The organism is Rhodanobacter sp. FW101-FHT13A11 (assembly GCF_058790335.1).
Window position 1 is genome coordinate 17,326 of sequence record NZ_JBYTCN010000004.1, and the last position, 18,929, is coordinate 36,254.

The 18,929-nt window shown below is 61.9% G+C and carries 12 protein-coding genes; 3 read left to right on the forward strand and 9 right to left on the reverse strand.

From position 1 onward, the window contains the following. Nucleotides 1–28: 28 nt before the first annotated feature. From AC3WRN_RS06015 to rpmH, 9 genes are all read right to left on the reverse strand, one after another. Nucleotides 29–277 carry an ATP-binding protein gene (locus AC3WRN_RS06015; RefSeq protein WP_492622282.1) on the reverse strand — a complete coding sequence of 83 codons (249 nt, stop codon included), beginning with the start codon at nt 275–277 and terminating at the stop codon, nt 29–31. After that, nucleotides 274–1,806, reverse strand: a complete 1,533-nt coding sequence (locus AC3WRN_RS06020) for an AAA family ATPase (RefSeq protein ID WP_492622283.1) — start codon at nt 1,804–1,806, stop codon at nt 274–276. Before AC3WRN_RS06020 ends, AC3WRN_RS06015 begins: the two co-directional genes overlap by 4 nt. Then, nucleotides 1,803–5,753, reverse strand: a complete 3,951-nt coding sequence (locus AC3WRN_RS06025; protein ID WP_492622284.1) for an Eco57I restriction-modification methylase domain-containing protein — start codon at nt 5,751–5,753, stop codon at nt 1,803–1,805. The genes AC3WRN_RS06020 and AC3WRN_RS06025 overlap by 4 nt, the downstream gene beginning before the upstream one ends. Beyond that, nucleotides 5,746–9,060, reverse strand: coding sequence for a helicase-related protein (locus tag AC3WRN_RS06030; RefSeq protein ID WP_492622285.1), 3,315 nt, complete (start codon nt 9,058–9,060; stop codon nt 5,746–5,748). Before AC3WRN_RS06030 ends, AC3WRN_RS06025 begins: the two co-directional genes overlap by 8 nt. 150 nt (nt 9,061–9,210) lie before the next feature. Further along, nucleotides 9,211–10,845, reverse strand: a complete 1,635-nt coding sequence (locus AC3WRN_RS06035; RefSeq protein ID WP_492622286.1) for an ATP-binding protein — start codon at nt 10,843–10,845, stop codon at nt 9,211–9,213. Between the two features lie 120 nt (nt 10,846–10,965). Beyond that, on the reverse strand, nt 10,966–12,309 hold the full coding sequence (mnmE, locus tag AC3WRN_RS06040) for a tRNA uridine-5-carboxymethylaminomethyl(34) synthesis GTPase MnmE (RefSeq protein WP_492622287.1): 1,344 nt from the start codon (nt 12,307–12,309) through the stop codon (nt 10,966–10,968). Nucleotides 12,310–12,432: 123 nt separating this feature from the next. Then, entirely contained in the window at nt 12,433–14,175 is a 1,743-nt protein-coding gene (gene yidC, locus AC3WRN_RS06045) for a membrane protein insertase YidC (protein WP_492622288.1), read from the reverse strand. Nucleotides 14,176–14,239: 64 nt separating this feature from the next. After that, the gene (rnpA, locus tag AC3WRN_RS06050; protein WP_082823581.1) at nt 14,240–14,644 is read right to left on the reverse strand and encodes a ribonuclease P protein component; all 405 of its coding nucleotides are present in this window, start codon (nt 14,642–14,644) and stop codon (nt 14,240–14,242) included. 29 nt (nt 14,645–14,673) lie between these two features. Continuing rightward, a complete protein-coding gene (rpmH, locus tag AC3WRN_RS06055) occupies nt 14,674–14,808 on the reverse strand; it encodes a 50S ribosomal protein L34 (RefSeq protein WP_007510029.1) in 135 nt (44 codons plus the stop codon). Nucleotides 14,809–15,011: 203 nt separating this feature from the next. Here rpmH and dnaA point away from each other — a divergent pair, with 203 nt between their 5' ends. From dnaA to recF, 3 genes are all read left to right on the forward strand, one after another. Beyond that, a complete protein-coding gene (gene dnaA, locus AC3WRN_RS06060; protein WP_492622289.1) occupies nt 15,012–16,346 on the forward strand; it encodes a chromosomal replication initiator protein DnaA in 1,335 nt (444 codons plus the stop codon). 247 nt (nt 16,347–16,593) lie between these two features. After that, a complete protein-coding gene (gene dnaN / locus AC3WRN_RS06065) occupies nt 16,594–17,694 on the forward strand; it encodes a DNA polymerase III subunit beta (protein ID WP_492622290.1) in 1,101 nt (366 codons plus the stop codon). 96 nt (nt 17,695–17,790) lie between these two features. After that, nucleotides 17,791–18,870 (forward strand): DNA replication/repair protein RecF, encoded by a 1,080-nt coding sequence (gene recF / locus AC3WRN_RS06070; protein WP_492622467.1) that lies wholly within the window; start codon nt 17,791–17,793, stop codon nt 18,868–18,870. Nucleotides 18,871–18,929 lie beyond the last annotated feature (59 nt).

Consider the following 18,929-nt stretch of genomic DNA (forward strand, 5'->3'; position numbering starts at 1 on the left):
CCTGGCCGGGCGCAACGATCCGCATCTTCTACGAATGCAGGCGATCGACCTGCGGGCGATAGTCCATGCCAACCACGCGACGGGTCCTGTTGTTGACGCCAAACACCAGCCAGCCGCCATCGGCACCACGCAAATTGGCTTCGTTCGCCAGCGCGGAGAAGTACTTGCCTATGTCGTCGATACTGTAATCGCTGCCGGCCTGCTTGAACTCAACCACTTCGTTTTTCCAAGTGGTAAGCGGATGATTCAACAATCGCGCGAGTTCGGCTTGATTCATTTCTTTGCCGCCAGATCGAGGAAGGCTTCGATGGCGGCGATGGCCTGCTCAACCTCTGCCTTCGGAATGTTCGGCGCGTTGGGATGCGAATAGGGATTCATCACCACATTCTTCAGCGTCTCCAATTTTTGCATGGCCACATCCCAATCAGCTTGTTTCATGCGTCCAGTCACCTTCCATTGTTTCAGCTTGTCCAGAAAGTCTTGCGCCTGATGAGCTTTGGGGTCGGTGGTGTAGCGCATCTCGATGCTTTTCAGCTCGCAGGCTTTGCGTACTCCAAGTTCAAAGGCCTGCCGGGCATAGTTGGCGGCGGCCTCCACATACGGTGTTGCAATCAGTTCCTTGGCCTTGCCCAGTAGGGCTCGTGCCGGTTTGTTCTGCGTTGGACGGACGATGGGAATAGGCGCCTTTGCAGCACCATCCCCTTCATACACCTCCACGCATTTCCAGCCGGGTTCAGGCAGGTGCGAGCGCGCAAGGTCGAACCAGTTGCGGTCGTGGGTGAGCAGCACGATCTGCCAATCGGTGAACTTCGTGTTGAGCACATCCAGCATCGGCAGGCGGTTGGAATGGTCGAGGCCGATCAGCACATCGTCCAGCACCAGCAGCTTCAAGGCTGTTGAGGGCGTTGTCGGGGTGCAGGCCAGACGACCCGCAAGGTAAATGGAAAGGCCTAGTGCCGAGAGGCGAGCTTCATTCAGGAACAATTGCGGCGTTGGCAGCGGATGGGTGCGAAAGCTCAGTTCGGGTTCCAGTTTTTGCCCATCGATCGTCCGGTTCTGTTTCAGGCGTGCTTTGTTGTAGGTCAGGCCGGGCGTGTTGAATCCCTTGATCTCCACGTCCTTCCAGCCGAGCAACTGCATCAGTTCGTTGACCAGTGGCACCAGCGCAGGGAACGCGCTACGGAAGGCGGTGTTGAAATCTACACAAGCCTGATTGATGCGCGTGAGCGCGGCGCTGGTGTGCTTGTCTGGCTTGCTGGCCAGCACTTTGCTCCAAAGCTCGCCAATAGTGGTGGATGTTCCTCCAGCCACCGTGACTGGATAGTCTCGCAGCAAATGCTCCACTGCGATGTCGAACAGGTTGATTGGGCCGTTGCCCTGTCTGTAGTTGGTATCCAGCAGTGCGCGGTAGTCCAGGCATGCGCGACGCAACGCGGCTTCGGTGACGCGCACATCTGATGTTTTCGCGCGCAACGAACCGGGATGGCTGGCAACCGTCCACTCGACGGCGGGGCTGCCGTCGGCAAATTCCAAGGCCACTTTGCAATCTGTATCCGGCAGGCGGGAAAACACATTCTTGTGTTCACGCAAGGCGCGTGGTGGCTTGAGGGCGAAGAAGCCGCCGAGCGCATGGAAGATGGATGATTTGCCTGAACCGTTCTCGCCATACACCAGAAGGTTTTTGCCCTCCAGATCGAAATGTGCGGGAGTTGGGCCGGGGAAGGCGCGGAAGTCGGTGAGCGTCAGGCGCTTGATACGCAAGGGCGGCATTGCTGGCGCCACAGGCGCCGGCGGAACGGCGCTCATTCCTTGCCCTCGATGATGCGCACCACTTCCAAAGCTTGCAGGTCGAAGAGCATGGCGTATATGGGGTGGTCATTGGCGAAGATCGTGGTTGCCAGTTTTTCCGCCGCCTTGGTAAGCGCATCGCCCTGCAAGGTGGCCAGCTTGCCAACACCCGCCTGCTCGCAGACATCGAACAGGCGAATATTCGCGGCATGCAATTCGTCCGGGAAGAACAATTCGAAGACGAGGCTGTTAATGAGTTGCTCGTATTGCGGGGCACTGGTCGCCAAAACGCAGTCGACTGCTATGCCAAGCGCCGTCTTTTGCTGGGAGGTTGCCGATGGAATTGGGAAAGCCTCCAGTGCTTCCGGCTGCACCTCGTAGTAGCCATTCTGCTTTCCGACAAATCGCCCTCTGGCGTAGTAGGCAGATATGCTGCTGTTCAGCAATGCCAGCAGGTAAAGCCGATCCTCGCCAGCAGGAATGAAATAGGCCGTATTGCCGAGATAGTGCGCTCTGTTATCCAGTGAGAATGTCGGTTCAATCGACACCTTCGTGGAAACAATCTTGGGCTGTTCGAATTCTTGCCAATATGCAATGTTGTCCTGAATTTCAAACCATTCGTAGCCACCTGCTTTTCGCCCTTCCCATTTCCCATCACGCCTGTCGTCCCAGCTCTCGGGTTTGGGCATGAGTTGGGACTTGAAGGTGGATAGGTATTTTTTGATCGCAGGGTATTGGCTGATGGGAAATGGCCTCCTTGTGAAAATAAGCCAGAGGTCTTCTGGCCGTACCTTCCACCGCTTCACATCATTTCCACGCAAGAACGGCTTGATGATGTCCGATGAACTTGCATCCTCCGAAATCAGCCTTTCTCGTGTCTTGCCATCAATGACGAAGGCTTCGTTCAATCCGGTCGTAATCCCACGCGAAACCCTTGAACCAAGATACTTTCGCAGTGGCATGCCCGTGCCAACCACGCGCTCCAGCAGTTGTCGCTTCCCAGTAGGCTCTAGCTGCCAACCAGCCTTCGTTAATTTTGCCTGCGGCACATCAAAAGCAGCGACTTGAAATACCGCAGGAAATTCCTCGACAGGGTGCTCCTGAGCCCAGTTCAAGGTACGCACTTGATCTGTGGCAGGCGCCGGGTTGAGAGGTTTCTCGCGCCGCGTGGCAATGACGATGGTCGGGTAGGCAATGGCGGTGAATACTGCCTCGTCGCCGAAGTCAATGATGTTCTTCAGCCGCGTGTGCGTGGCCATGAACAGGCGCAGGTTTTCGCCGTACTTGGTGCGATACCACTTGTTGGAGGTGATGAAGGACAACACGCCCTGCGGCTTGAGCAGCTTGACTGACCGCTCGTAGAAATAAACGTACAAATCCGCGGTGCCTGTGTAGCACTCGTATTTGTATTCGTCCTTCAATAGCGGCTTCAGTTTCTTGATTTCTTCCTGTCGCACATAAGGTGGATTGCCGATCACGATGTCGAACACGGCTTCGGAATTGTCTCGAGCACGCGGCAGGCCGAACATCCATTCCACATCGAAGAAATCGGCGAAACGGTTCTGGTCGAACGGATCCCAGCGTGCCATGCACTCAGCGTCGCGCACGGTGACGAAGCCGTCGCGTTTGAGCAAGGCGACCAGTTCCTCATGCAGCTTCTGCACCTTTTTCTTGCGGCGCTTTTTGGTGGCGCGAGTGCGTGAGGTGAAGTAGGCGGCGTTGGCGTCACGCAGTTCGGCTTCCTTCTCGGCGATGGCCGGGTCATCCAGTAGCGAGCCTTGCGCACCGTGACGCGGTACGCCGAACAGGGTGTTGGCAGCGACGATCTTGGTTTCCAGATTGGGCAGCGGGGTGATGTTCCAGTTGGGCTTGCTGCTGTCAATCGGCTGGCTGACGATGAGGGCGATGAAAAAGCGCAGCTTGGCGATCTGCACCGCAATGGGCTGGATGTCGGAGCCGAAGATGCACTTCTCGATCAGATAGAGCTTGCGCGTGTAGTCGGCGTAGGCCGGGTCGGCAAAGTCTTTCTTGTGCTTTTCCAGCGCGGCTTCGGCATCGTCAATCTCCGCATCGCGCTGCACGGGATCTGGCGTTTTCTTCGCCAGCACCAAGCGCTCTTTCAGCGGCGCGAGGTTCTGGTCGCGCCAGTGGCGGTTATCCGGGTCCAGCTTTTTCAGCGCCACGAACAGCTTGGCCAGGATACCCATGGGGAAGGCGCCGGAGCCGCAGGCCGGGTCCAGCGCCTTGAGTCGCTCGATGGCGGCCACCAGTGCATCGGTTTCCTGGGCATTGAAGGCGTGGCCGGTGTCGGCGTGGGAGAGCAGCTGACGAAAGTCGCTTTCGCGCTGTTCACCATCAGCCAGATGGCGGGTGAAGTAGGCGATGAGCGCCTCGTCCACCATATAGTCCACCACCTCGCGCGGGGTGTAGAAGGAGCCGGACTGTTTGCGCGCGGTACTGCGCGTATCCGGGTTGTAGCTGGCGAGCAGGTTCTCGAACACCTTGCCCAGCAGTTCCGGATCCAGCGCCACTTCCTCGTCCAGCGGCGTGTTTTCGTCCACGGTGAACTTGTAGCTGTCGAGCAGGTCGATCAAACCCTGCACGGGGTAGCGCTTGCCCTTGGTTTCGAACTCGACATTCAGCGCTGCATCGTCGGTGCCGCCGAAGAACAGTTTGTTGGGCAGCTTTGCCTGGGCTTCTGGGCGGCGTGAAAAACCATCCACGCGCAGCACCCAGCCCTTGCCTTCCTGCACCACTAGTTTTTTCAGTTCCGGGCGGCGCACCAAATCCTCGTCGCTTAGCTGTTCGTCCAGACACTCGAACAGGCCGCCGTTGAGGAAGGGCACATTGGCGAAGCAGTCTTGCAGCACTTTGTCCGGCTGCTTGAAGGCTTCCTGATAGCGGTAAACCAGCGAGATCAGGTAGTCGCCTTTCATGCCGCTGCCAGTTTTGGCCCAGCGGCGTTCAGCGCCCATTTCCTGATTGAGGGTCGCGAAGAACAGATTTTGCAGGATGGCGTGGTAGTAGTTGCTCTCGTCCGGCGCGGCATCGGGCGCCTGCTTGAGCAGGCCCTTGAGCGCGGCGCGCTCGAACAAGGCATCGGGTACCAGGCCGCGTTCCTTGATGAACCAGACGAAGATCAGGCGCGTAAGCAGGCGGATGACGCCGATGGCGTCGCGGTCTTCTTTCTTTTCTCCGCCGCCCTTGGGGAAGTCCACCTCCTTGACGGCCCACAGATACCACCAAGCCAGTTGCCGGTAGAACTCTTTATTGAGCTTTTGGGTTGAGAGCGTTTCGATCCAGGCGTCATACAACTCGCGGAAATTGCCAGGTCTGCGCTTGTCGCCCAGATTGGCCAGCGCGAGGCTGGCAAGAATGTCGATGTGCGCCCGGTGCGGTTTGGCCAGCCGCACATCCTTGATCACGGTAATGCGGCTATCGATCACATCGCGGCTGGCGTCGCGCAGGTTCTGACGGCGGTCGATCACGGCCAGAGAGAAAAGTGCGTCCTGCCGGAACAGGAGGATGGCCGGCATTGGGAAACGCTTGTTCAGTTCGCGCGTGATGGTGGCCAGATCGGTGCGCGACCATTGCTCGCCTTGCAAGTCAATGGCAAGGAACAAGAAGGATTCGATCTGGCCTTGTGCGAGCTTGCCATCCGCACCCAAAGACGACTGACCCATCGCCAGCGAGGGGATTTCGTCGTTGCTGAGCTGGAACAGGAAGACGCAGGATTTCCAGCGGTTGGCCTGCACTTTGGCGCGGTCGATGGCGCCAAGTTCGGGGCGGAATTGCTCGATGTTGCTCAGCAGGGTTTCGGCACTGTTGCCGAGGTCAGCGATCTTTTCGCTGCGATAGCCCAGTGTGGACAGCAGAGCGATGGCGCCTTTCGCCAGCGGCTGGGTGGCGAAGTTCTGTAGTGCACCTTGAATGGATTGGCGAAGGGCGGCGCTTTTCTCAGACATTGTTTGCGTCCTTGATCACCAACCAGGTGATGAGATCGAAATCATTCGTGTGCTTGATCTGCTTGGCTGCATCGGTGAGCTTGCCACCCCGCCCTGCAAATAGATTCCCCGCATTCTTGCGGCCAAACTGCGCAGCAATGGCGGCCACGGCCTTGTCGAGCAGGCCGCTGTAGCGGCTCATGTCCTGCCCGTGAGCGGTCTCTTCATCGAACAGCTTGCACAGCTTGGCGTGCGGTTCGGGCTGGCCCTGGCAGACAGCGCGGAAAATTTCCAGCACCTGCTTGGGTGCGGTGAAGTTGTAGCGCACCTCGCCGTCGTCGCGGATGTAGACGAGGAAGTAGGGTTGCAGCGGGTTCACCGCTTCGTTGCCGGCGGCGTCGATGCGCTGCTTCAGGCAGTAGATGGTGCCGGGTTTGATAGCGCTGTATTCGGCGTGTGGAGGCACCACGGCGTAGAGGCCGAAGGGGGCTTCTTCCAGCTTTTCGCGGTTGGCCTCGATGTAGGTGGCCAGCTCGATGCGGAAGTCGTCCAGCGTGAATTCGCCCAGCGCAACCGATTCGTTGAAGTCTTCCAGGTCCAGCACTTCGTCCTTGAGGCGCAGCAGTTGCTTGTCGCGGTAGCGTAGGTCTTGCTTGATGAGGTCTTCCAAGTCTTCGGCTTGCAGGATGTTGTCTTCCGCCGTGGCGGCAATATCGACCAGCGCCATGCGCGCTTCGACGCGGTTCTTGAGGTTGATGTACTTGTTCAGATCCGGTGTAGGCCAGAAGTTGACAAGCTGGATGGCCGGGTTGGGGCTGCCGATGCGATCAATGCGGCCAAAGCGCTGGATGATGCGCACAGGGTTCCAGTGGATGTCGTAGTTGATGAGGTAGTCGCAGTCCTGCAGGTTCTGGCCTTCGGAGATGCAATCGGTGGCAATGAGAAGGTCGATTTCACCATCCTGCGACATGGACTTCATCTTGGCCCGCTGTTTGGCGCGGGGGGCGAAGTTGGTAAGGATATGGGTGAACTCGGCCTTGCCGAAGGTGGCGCGGTTGGGGCGCGCGCCACCGGACACCAGGGCGATGTGAATGCCCAGTGTGTTGCGTGCCCAACTTTCCAATTCTTCGTACAGGTAGGCAGCAGTATCGGCAAAGGCGCAGAACACGATGACCTTGCGGTTTTCTTCGCCCAGCGTGTTGGTGCCAGGGTGGCGCACCTTGTGTTCGATGAGACGCTTGAGTTCGGCCAGCTTGGCATCGCGCGCGGCATCGACGGCCTGCGCCGCGTCGGCCAGCAGCGAAAGCTGCTGCTTGTCGGTGGCCAAGTCGGAGAGCCAAGCGGCGACATCCATGTGCTCCATGCGGTACTTGAGCTTGGTGCCAGCTTGGAAAGCTTGGGTCAGTTCTTCGTCTTCTTCTGCCGGTTCCGCAAAGAAGTCGGGCTGGATATCTTCCGCCGCCAGTGCCTGGTGTTGCTGAAACTGCTTGAGCCGTTCTTCCAGGTCTTCGATCTTGCTGACCGTGCGCTCCATGGTGATGGCGAAGGCGCGCACGGAGCTTTCCAGCCGCTTGAGAAAGTTCACCTTCATCATGCCGATCAGGAACTGCTCGCGGTTTTCCTGGCTGAAATTCTTGACGCGATGGTCTTCGTACTGCGCCTTGAACTCGTCCAACACGTATTTGGACGGCTTGAAAATGGCAAGTTGGTAGTTGTCGATCTCGTCGTTCAGCTTGTCGTAGGAGAGAAAGCGGCCTTTGAGATCGATTTCGGAGAACACGGATTCCGGCTTTTTGCGCTTGGGAAACTGGCCAATCTGTGCCATCGAGGCTTTGTAATACTTCTGGATGTGCTTGCGCGAGCGGGCGATGGTGAGTTCGTCCAGCAGGGTGAAGAACCCAGCGGAGAGTCGTTCCATCAGGTCACGGGCATCCCTTTCACCCGAGCGCCTGGCCCATTCCATGAAGGTTTTCTGGGCGACGGTGAGCGTGTCCTTGATGCTGTTGATTCCGAAGCTCTGCGAGAAGGCGGTATCGCGCCCTTCGGTGACGAAGTAGATCTGGTTGCGCAAGTCCTTGAGGTCGTTGTTGACCGGGGTTGCGGAGAGCAGCAGCACCTTGGTCTTGACGCCCGCCTTGATGATGTCGTCCATCAGTCGCTCGTAGCGGCTCTTGCGGATGAGGTTGCCGTCTTCGTCGTGCTTGCCCTTGGTGTTGTTGCGGAAGTTATGCGATTCGTCGATGACGATCAGGTCGAAGTTGCCCCAGTTGAGCGTTGCCAGGTCGATGCCATCCACGCGGCCACTGTCACGCGAAAGGTCCGTGTGCGAGAGCACGGTGTAGGCGAAGCGATCCTTGAGAAAGGGGTTGAGTTCGCTGTTGTTCTGGGCGAGATATACCGTCCAGTTGTCGCGCAGCTTTTTGGGGCACAGCACCAGCACACGGTGGTTTCGCAGCTCGTGGTACTTGATGACCGCCAGCGCCGAGTAGGTTTTGCCTAGACCCACGCTGTCGGCCAGGATGCAGCCGTTGTGCTGGTTGATCTTGTGGATGGCACCTTTGACGCCGTCTTTCTGGAAGTCAAACAAGACTTTCCAGATTTCGGTGTCGATGATGGCGGTCTGGTCGAACAGTACGGCGTCGGCTTCCTGGCCGGACAGGAAGCGCTCAAAGACGTGGTAGAGCGTTTTGAAGTAAACGAATTCCGGCGCGTGATCGACGTAAAGCTGCTCCAGGTAGCGCAAAACATCCACCTTGACGTCGGCCACCAATTTTTCGTCGTGCCAGATTTCATCAAACCATTCCTTGAGGTCCGCCCGGTCGCGGTCGCCATCGACGATAAGGTTCAGTTCGATGTTTGGTGTGTCGGACAACCCCAGACCACGTCGGGTGAAGTTGGAACTGCCCAGCAGGGCATGCTCACGTCGGCCATCGTCGATGTGGTAGAGCTTGCCGTGCAGGAGATTGGCTTGGCGAACCGAACGAATATCGACTTTGTCGCGCAACCATGCGGCGCATCGACGAGCGATTTCCTTTTGTTGCAGCCGGTTCGCCAGCTCCAGACCCTCGTCTTCAATCTTGAAGGCTTTTTTGTCGGTCTTTTCTGGATCAAGTGAGACAATGAACCGAGGTTCGCCAAACAGGAAGTTCAGATGCTCGACCTGGTCGAGTTGGCTGGATAGAGCATCGTAGGCATAGATGGTGAAGTAGGCAGACACGACAGAAAGTTGGCTGCCTACGGCCATTTTCTCAGTCAGGAAATCGGCGACGGCTCCACGCGTGTGGTTGTCGCGAATGCCATGGCTAAGGGTATTGTTTTGCCAGCTCATTGATGACTCACTTTTCAATCGCTTGGCTCAGCATCGCCAAACGAGCCAAATAAAAAATCTTTGTTTTATAGATGCTTATATTAATTTCTGGGCGCCTTGGTACAGCATTTTGGTTCAGACAAGGCGGATACGTGTGCTTCTGAGCCAAATCTAAGGAAGACGATAGCGTGTGCCACTGCGCACCCCCTCCTGCTGCAGCTTGCCCTCCTTGACCAGTTGCTCAAGGCTGCGGCGGATGCGCGAGCGCGGGATCTCCGCGCCAATGCGCTGGTGGATCTCGCTGATTCTGGCCATCGGGTAGCGCCCGACATCCTCCACGATCAAGGCTTGGAGGCGGTGTGGCTCGATACGCTTCAACGTGGTTTCCGTCGAAAACTGCAGGCTGTGCAGAAGCTGCGGATCGACAAAATAGCGGGTGGCCTGGGTGCGGCCGGTACTGTGCACGATGGCCCAGCCGGTGAGGCGGGATAGCCACGGGTGCAAGGCATCCACCGAAGGCAGCTCCAGCGAACCTATCAGCTCCCGCGCCGTCATCGCCTCGTGTTGCGCCAGCAAGCCCAGGGTGATGCGTTCGCGCTGGGTGAGTTGATAGGTCTGGTCAGCCTTGGCGATGAAATCGATGACTTCGGGCTTGAGAATGCGTCGGCGGACGGTGACCTGAACGCTGTCGAAGGTTTCCGTCACCTCCGGAACCAGACGACCCTGCGAAAGCAGGATTTCATACATCTTGTCGAAACCGCTGCCTTCGCGCTCCATCAGCTTCAGGTCATGGAACAGTCGTGCCAGATGCTCGTTGCGGCGAACGGTGGTGTGGAGCACGTTCTGCGGCGTCACACCCAGCGGCAACGGCCCCGGATTGATGACTTCCAGGCGATCCGGGTACATCTTGAGAAAGATGTCGCCACGCTGCGTGTAAGGGCGGTGCACCAGGGCGTTCACCAGCAACTCGCGCACCACCACTTCGTCGAATGCGGGCAGCTGTTGGCGGTAGAGGCCATCGGGCAGTTCGTAGTGCTCGCGAAAATCGGGAATGGTTTGCCAGACGCTGTCGATCAGGCTCATCGGGTTCTGGGTGTAGTCATCCCAGACCAGTTTGTTCACCTTCTGATCTTGGGCGTCGTACTTGATGAACTGAATGACGGGCGCGCAGTGCAATTGGGCGCGATGCTGCTGCTGGCCCAGGCACAGGATGCCCAGATGGGTGAGGTAGGCGCCATGCGCCAGCTGATAATGATCCAGCGTTTCATCGACGGTCTTTTCCTTGATCGATGGCTTGACGCGATCGGATGCACGCAGCGCGACGATCAAGCGTTCGCAACTCGCCGGATCGACTTCGGATCGGGAAATACGCAACGTGGTCTGGGTTTCCCACGGCAGCGCCGCGCGCTCGGAAGCCAGCCGCAACACGTCATCACCAACCACTGGTTTGCTTTGATCGGCAACACGCAGGAAGTAATGGCCATCGGTCGTCGAGGCCACGGCGACGGAACGGGGAATGCCGACATCGATGTATTGCCCGCCGTTGGGCGCCGTGACGACCTTCGGCAAGGCAACCACATTGACCGTGCGCTCAGCGACTCGGCGGCGGATGGTGTCAGCCAGATCGTCCGGAATACGTTGATCGGCGGAAGGTTCGTCCTGGTCATCTTCGATACCCACCAGCAGGTGACCGCCCGAGGCATTGGCAAAGGCCACGCAGTCCTTGCTCAGCTCTTTCCAATCGGCCGTTTTGCCCATCACCGAGCGCAGCGATTTCTTGTCGAGTAACTGTCCTTCCTGACTCATGGCTGCGCCCCCTCCGTTCAAGCTTATCAGTCATCCAGGATGAGCCGAAGCCCGGCCATATCAACTCGCCTCAACGATAGACCGTGTTTCGGATTTGCAGATATTCCTGAAATTACGATGTCACTTGCCGATGCAGAACGAGCTGAAGATCGCGCCGAGCAGGTCGTCGCTGGAGTAGCTGCCGGTGATTTCGCCCAGGGCGTGCTGGGCTTGGCGCAGTTCCTCGGCGGCGAGTTCGCCGGCGCGACTGCCGGCGAGAATGGTGGCGGTACGATCGAGGTGCGCGCCAACCTGCTGCAGCGCCAGCACGTGACGGCGGCGGGCGCTGAAGGCACCTTCGCCGCTGCCGGCGCCGGCCAGCCGCTTGAGGTGTTCGCGCAGGGTGTCGAGGCCCGCGCCGGTTTTTGCCGATGCCCACAGCCAGTGCATGCCTTCGCACTGGCTGTGGCGGGCGGGAGCCTGGTCGAGGTCGATCTTGTTGATCAGCACCACGCGTTCGACGCCGACGGGCAGGGCGTCGAAGAAGGCCAGGTCAGCGGTGTAGTCGGCGTCGGTGGTGACCAGCAAGGCAACGTCGGCGCGTTGCAGTTCGCCGTGGGCGCGGCGCACGCCTTCGCGCTCGACTTCGTCTTCCGTTTCGCGCAGGCCGGCGGTGTCGGCCAGTTCCAGTGCGACGCCGTCGAGGCTGAGCGATTCGCGCAGCACGTCGCGGGTGGTGCCGGCGACCGGCGTGACGATGGCGCGCTCGCTGCCGGCCAGCGCGTTGAGCAGGCTGGACTTGCCGGCGTTGGGGCGACCGATGATCGCTACGCGCAGGCCGTCGTTGAGGCGCAGGCCGCGTTGCGCTTCGCGCAGGAGTTCGCCCAGTTCGGCGCGCAGGCTTTCGAGTTGAGCAGCGATGATGGGGTCGGCGAGGAAGTCGATTTCCTCCTCGGGGAAGTCGATCGCCGCCTCGATGTGCACACGCAGCGCGATCAGCGCCTTCAGCAACGCCTCGACCCTGCGCGAGAACACGCCTTCCATCGACTGCAATGCGGCGCGCGCGCCGGCCTGCGAGCGTGCCGCGATCAGGTCGGCGACGGCCTCGGCCTGGGCCAGGTCGAGCTTGCCGTTGAGGAACGCGCGTTCGGTGAATTCGCCGGGCCGCGCCAGCCGCGCGCCGAGTTCGCAGCAGCGGCGCAGCAACAGATCGAGCAGCACGGCGCTGCCATGGCCTTGCAGCTCCAGCACGTGTTCGCCGGTGTACGAGGCGGGGGCGGGGAAGTGCAGCAGCAGGCCGCGATCGATCAGCGCGCCGGCGGCGTCGCGGAACGCGGCGAAGTGCGCGTAGCGAGGTTGCGGCAAACGACCGAGCAGGGTCTGCGCGATCGCCGGCACCGCCGGCCCGGACACGCGCAGCACGCCCACGCCGGCCGCACCGGGAGCGCTGGCGATGGCGGCGATGGTGTCGTTGTCCCGGTTCATGGCATCAGCGTAAACGAAGACGGCCGCGGCGGTTGCCCGGCGCGGCCGCTTTATTGAGAAGTGCGGCCAGGGATGGCCGCCCGTTTGATTCTCGCGATCAGGGACGATCGCAGGAATCACGCATCAGGCAGCCTTGGGCTTGACCACGTCCTCGCGATCCACGTGGTGGGTGATCCACCACTGCTGGCCCAGGCCGACGATGCCGTTGACCGCGTAGTACAGGCACAGGCCGGCGGGGAAGAAGGCGAACATCACCGTGAACAGCAGCGGCATCACCTTCATCATCTTCGCCTGGGTCGGGTCCATGCCCGCGGCGACCGGGTTCAGCCACTGCGTGCCCAGCATCACCAGCGCGTAGATGACCGGCAGGATGTAGAACGGATCGGGCGCGCTGAGGTCGGGGATCCACAGGAACGGCGCGTGGCGTAGCTCCAGGCTGTACTCGAGCACGAAGAACAGGCCGTAGAACACTGGCAGCGTGATCAGCACCGGCAGGCAGCCGCCCATCGGGTTGACCTTCTCCTTCTTGTACAGCTCCATCATCGCCACTTGCATCTTTTGCTTGTCGTCGCCATAGCGCTCCTTGAGCGCCTGGACACGCGGCTGCAGCTTGCGCATGCGGGCGCTGGAACGGTACTGGATGGCGGTGAGCTTCCAGCTCAGGCCCTTGATCAGCAGCACCAGCAGGATGATCGCCACGCCCCAGTTCTTGGTGATCGCGTGGAACTGCGACAGCACCCAGTGCATCGGCACGGCGATGATCTTGAACATGCCGTAGTCGATGGTCAGATCCAGCCCCGGCGCGATCGCGTCCAGCGTGCCCTGCACGTTCGGGCCCACGTACAGGCGCGACTGGCTGGTGAGGCTCTGCCCCGGCGCCACGCTGAGCGCGGGGCCGACGGTGCGGATCAGGTAGCGCGGGTGCGCGCTGTCCGGGTTGAGGGTCTGGGTGACGTAGTGTTCGGTCTGCCCGGCCGGCGGAATCCACGCGGTGACGAAGTACAACTTCAGCATCGCCGCCCAGCCGCCCTTGATATCGGCATCGAGCCGGTCCTTCGGCTCGGCGAAGTTCTTGAACGGCAGCTTCTCGAATTTCTCGCCGGTGTACCAGGCCGCGCCCTGGAAGCTGCGCGTCTCCGGATCGGTATAGTTCTTCAGCCAGCTGCCCGCCTTCGGCGGCTCGACCCGCAGCAACTGCTGGTAGGCGTTGCCCTGCCAGGCAGTGGCGCCGCCGTTGTCGATGCGCTGGCTCACCCCGATCACGTAGCTGCCGCGCTTGAACGTATAGGTCTTGGTGACCTTGAGGCCGGCGGCGTCCTGCCAGGTGAGGTCGACCTTCAGTTCGTCCTGGCCGTCGGCCAGCGTATAGGCAGTTTTCTCGGCGTGGAACAGCGCCAAGTGGTTCGGCTGGTCCGCCGAGGCGCTGTCGCTGCTGCTGACCAGGCCGTTCTGGGCCACCGCGTAGTGCGCGTCGTCGCTGGACAGCAGCACGGTCGGCGGCGGGTTCGGCGCCTTGTGCGTGCGCGGCGCCTGCGGGTAGGCGAGCAGGTCGGCGTGCACCAGGCTGCCGCCGCGGGTATCCACCGCGAGCTTCAGCACGTCGGTGGTGACGGTGACCAGCTGCGCCGTCGCCGGCACGGCCCGACCACTGTCGCCGGCGATCGCCGGGGTGGCGGCGGCTGAAGCGGTTGCGCCCGGGATGGCGCCGGGCACGCTGCCGTCGGCCGGCGTCGCGGCCGTGCCGGCGGCGGCGCTGGCCGCCACGGCCGGCGGCGGGTTGGGCGCGTAGTCCTTCTCCCAGGCCAGGAACAGGAGGTAGGCCACGGCCAGCAGGGCGAACATGAGGAAGGTGCGCGTTTGATTCATCGCGTAGCAGATCCGGGTAACGCCACGACACTTGTCAACGCCGCGGAGACGGGAGGAATGAAGATCAGCGTTCGATTGTGCGGGTGTCGCCGGCGGGCTTCAATGGCCCGGAGGTCGCGGCATGGTTCGCCAGCAGCTTCTTCCACAGGCCATCGAGCTCGGCCAGCAGCTGCGGCCCCGGCACGCCGGCGGCCTGCTCGCGCGCCATCACCATCATGTCGACCGCCGGCAGCTGGTGACGAATGCGCCGGAATGACTCGCGCAGCAGCCGCTTGATCCGGTTGCGCTCGACCGCACGCTTGGAGACGCGCTTGGATATCGCCAGGCCGAGCCGGGCATGGCCGAGGTCGTTGTCGCGGTAGCGCATATGAAAACAGCGGCCGCCTGCGCGTCCGCTGCTGGTCCGCAAGGCGGCGAAGTCACCCGGCCGACGCAGCCGCGCTTCGCGCGGCAGACCGGCGGTGGACATGGCACCCGTCCCCAATACTGGATCGGTGTTTACGGGATCAGGCGCTTGCGGCCCTTGGCGCGGCGCGCGTTGAGGACTTTGCGGCCGTCGGCGGTGGCCATACGGGCGCGGAAACCGTGCGTGCGGGCGCGCTTGAGCTTGCTGGGCTGGAAGGTCCGCTTCATGGCTTACTCCGAAGGGAATGTGGATAAAAAGGTTGGAAAGTATGTGGGGTAGCCGCCGCCGCTGTCAAATGGCGCCACATGGCGGCCTGTGCATGTCCTGTGGATAGCGGTGTGGATATGTGGACGGCGAGGGCGGTCGGGCTGCTGCTAGACTAGTCCGTCCCGTGCGCGCAAGCGCCCAAAAGCTGTGGCTGATTTTATCCATGAGTGATCTGTGGCGGCGCTGCCTTGAGCGCCTCGAAGGCGAGCTGAGCGCCGAAGACCTGCACACCTGGCTGATGCCGCTGCAGGCGCGCGAGGATGCCGACGGCCTGCAGCTGTTCGCGCCGAACCCTTACACCCTGGACACCGTGCGCGAACGCTACCTGGAGCGGATCGGCGCCGTACTGCAGCAGCTGGGCGGCAAGCCCTGCCCGGTGCGGCTGGAAGTCGGGTCGAATTCGCCACGGCCGGCACCGGCGGCCAGGCCGGCCGCCGCGCCCGCGGCCCGGGTTGCCAGCACCCCGGCGCCGGCGTTCAGCCACAACCTGGACCCGCACTACACTTTCGAGACCTTCGTCGAGGGCAAGTCGAACCAGCTCGGCAAGGCCGCCGCGATGCAGGTGGCGACCAACCCCGGCCGCGCCTACAACCCGCTGCTGCTGTACGGCGGCACCGGCCTGGGCAAGACCCACCTGATGCACGCCGCCGGCAACCTGATGCGCGAGCGCAACCCGGACTGCAAGGTGCTGTACCTGCGCTCGGAGCAGTTCGTCGGCTCGATGATCGAGGCGCTGCGCGCCAAGAGCATGGACCAGTTCAAGCAGCGCTTCCGCTCGGTGGACGCACTGCTGATCGACGATATCCAGTTCTTCGCCGGCAAGGACACCACGCAGGAGGAGTTCTTCCACACCTTCAACGCGCTGTTCGAGTCCAAGCAGCAGATCATCCTCACCTGCGACCGCTACCCGAAGGAAGTGGACAAGCTGGAGCCTCGGCTGAAATCGCGGCTGGGCTGGGGCCTGTCGGTGGCGATCGAGCCGCCGGATTTCGAGACGCGCGCGGCGATCCTGCTGGCCAAGGCACACGACAAGGGCGTAGCGGTGGACGAGCACGTGGCGATGCTGCTGGCCAAGCGCATCCGCTCCAACGTGCGCGACCTCGAGGGCGCGCTGAACACGCTGGCGGCGCGGGCCAACTTCTACGGCAAGCCGATCACCACCGACTTCGCCGAGGAGACCCTGCGCGACCTGCTGGCCACGCACGCCCAGGCGATCACCATTCCGAACATCCAGAAGATCACCGCCGAATACTTCAACGTGCGGCTGCAGGACCTGCTGTCCAAGCGGCGCGTGCGTTCGCTGGCGCGGCCGCGGCAGATCGCAATGACCTTGTCCAAGGAATTGACCGAGCACAGCCTGCCGGAGATCGGCGAGGCGTTCGGCGGGCGCGACCACACTACCGTGATGCACGCCTGCAAAACGATCCGCAAATTCATCGAGACCGACGCGCGGATGCGCCAGGACTGGGAGCAGCTGATCCGCACGCTGACCGGCTGAAACCGGCCGATGCGCAAAGTTTATGGATAAGCGGGAGGCCAAGCTGTGGATAATGGGTGGATGGAATCGCATCGGAAGTTATCCACAAACCGCCCACCGGCAGCCAGCCGTTCCAGCCACACCCGTATCATCGTTCAATTATTTGATTATCAAACAAAAAATACGATATAAATCTTATCCACCGCACCAACAACAACCACTAAACTTCTTTTAAAGACAGAACAGCAGGTAGAGGGGAAGCACAGCCATGCAATTCAGCATCCAGAGAGAAGCTCTGCTCAAGCCGCTGCAGCAGGTGGTGGGCGTGGTGGAGCGCCGGCAGACCCTGCCCGTGCTGGCCAACCTGCTGGTCAAGGTGGGTCATGGGCGGCTGTCGCTCACCGGCACCGACCTCGAGGTGGAGATGGTGGCTACTGCCGAGGCCGAGAAACCGGCCGACGGCGAGATCACCATCCCCGCGCGCAAGCTGTTCGACATCGTGCGTGCCCTGCCCGACGGCGTGCGGATCGACGTGAAGCTCAACGGTGACCGCGTGGCGCTCAGCGCAGGGCGCAGCCGCTTCACGCTGACCACCCTGCCGGCTGCCGAATTCCCCACCATCGACGAGATCGAGTTGGTGGAAAAGGTGAGCTTGCCGGAGGAGGTGCTGCGCGACCTGATGGAGCGCACCGCCTTCGCGATGGCGAACCAGGACGTGCGCTATTACTTGAACGGCATGTTGCTGGACCTGCAGGAACATACCTTGCGCTGCGTAGCCACCGACGGCCATCGCCTGGCGATGAAGGAAACCCAGCTGCAGAACTCGGTGAGCACGCGCCGGCAGATCATCATCCCGCGCAAGGGCGTCAACGAGCTGGTCGGCCTGCTGGAGACCGGCGAGGGCCAGGTCGAGCTGGAGTTCGGCCGCAACCACCTGCGCGTGCGTCGAGGCGACGTGGTGTTCACCTCCAAGCTGATCGACGGGCGGTTCCCGGATTACGAGGCAGTGATCCCGCTGGGCGCGGACAAGACCGCCACGATCAATCGCGAGGTGCTGCGCGGGGCCCTGCAGCGGGCTGCGATCCTGTCCAACGAAAAGTACCGCGGCGTGCGGCTGGAACTCTCGCCGGGCAAGCTGCGCATCGTGGCGCATAACCCGGAGCAGGAAGAGGCCGTGGAAGAGGTCGAGGCCGACACCCACGTCTCCGACCTGGCGGTCGGCTTCAACGTGGGCTACCTGCTCGATGCGCTGTCCGCGCTGCGCGGCGACCAGGCCCGGCTCAGCCTGCGCGACGCGCAGTCGAGCTGCCTGGTGCAGGAACACGACAACGAGCACGCCCGCCACGTGATCATGCCGTTGCGGCTCTGACATTCGCTGCATGGCCTGCGTACAGGGCGGTGGACAAGGGCAACGCCGGGGCGTCCGCGAGGACCCCCGGCGTTGCCGTTTATGGGAACTGCGCCCGTGAGGCTGGAGCAGTTGCGGGTGCGCGGGCTGCGTTGCCTGGGGAACGTCGGCGTGGCGCTGGATCCGGCGCTCAACGTGTTCACGGGCGCCAACGGTGCGGGCAAGACCAGCGTGCTGGAAGCGGTGTTCCTGCTCTCGCACGCCCGTTCGTTCCGCAGCGGCGCGAAAGAGGCGCTGTTGCAGCGGGGCGCGTCGCAGCTGTCGATTTTCGCCGAGCTTCGTCATGCGGACGGGCGAGCCGGCCGGGTGGGCCTGGGCCGCGACGGCGTGCGCTGGGAAGCCAGGCTGGACGGCGCGAACGTGGCGATCGGCCAACTGGTGCGCGAGTGTGCGGTGGTCTGCTTCGAGCCGGGGTCGCATGCGCTGATCGCCGGTGCGGCGGAGGAACGCCGCCGCTACCTGGACTGGGGCGTGTTCCACGTGGAACACGAATTCCTGGCCGGCTGGCGTCGCTACCAGCGCGCGCTCAAGCAACGCAACAGCCTGCTGCGTTCCGCCACGCCGGGGGATGACGATTTGTTCACGCCGTGGGAGATCGAACTCGCCCAGTCCGCGCAGCAGATCGACCAGCAACGTGGTGCCTACCTGGATCTGCTGAAACCCAAGCTGCTTGCCAGCATCGGCGGCCTGCTGCCGGAACTGGGGGCGCTCGAGTTGCGATATCGCCGCGGCTGGCCGGAGGAGCAGGACCTGGCCCGGCAGCTGCGCGAGCAGCGGGGCAGGGATCTGGCCCGCGGGCATACCACGCTGGGCGCGCACCGGGCCGACTGGTCGATCGCGTTCGAGCATGCGCCGCTGCGCGAGCATTTGTCCCGCGGCCAGGAAAAGCTCACGGCGCTGGCCTGCATGCTGGCCCAGGCCGAGCTGTATGCCGAACACTGCGGCGAATGGCCGATCGTCTGCCTGGACGACCTCGCCTCCGAGCTGGACCAGGCCCATCAGGCGGCCGTGGTCGCCCAGCTGGCTGCAGCCCGGGCACAGGTTCTGCTGACCGGCACGGAGTTGCCGCAGGCTTTGCAGGGTCTGCCGGCTCGTGTGTTCCACGTGGAACAAGGCGAGCTGACGCGCCTGCTATAATCAGCGGGTTGCATCTCCACCAGAGGGCATAACCCTGTCCGGCCTTTCACGGCGCCGCG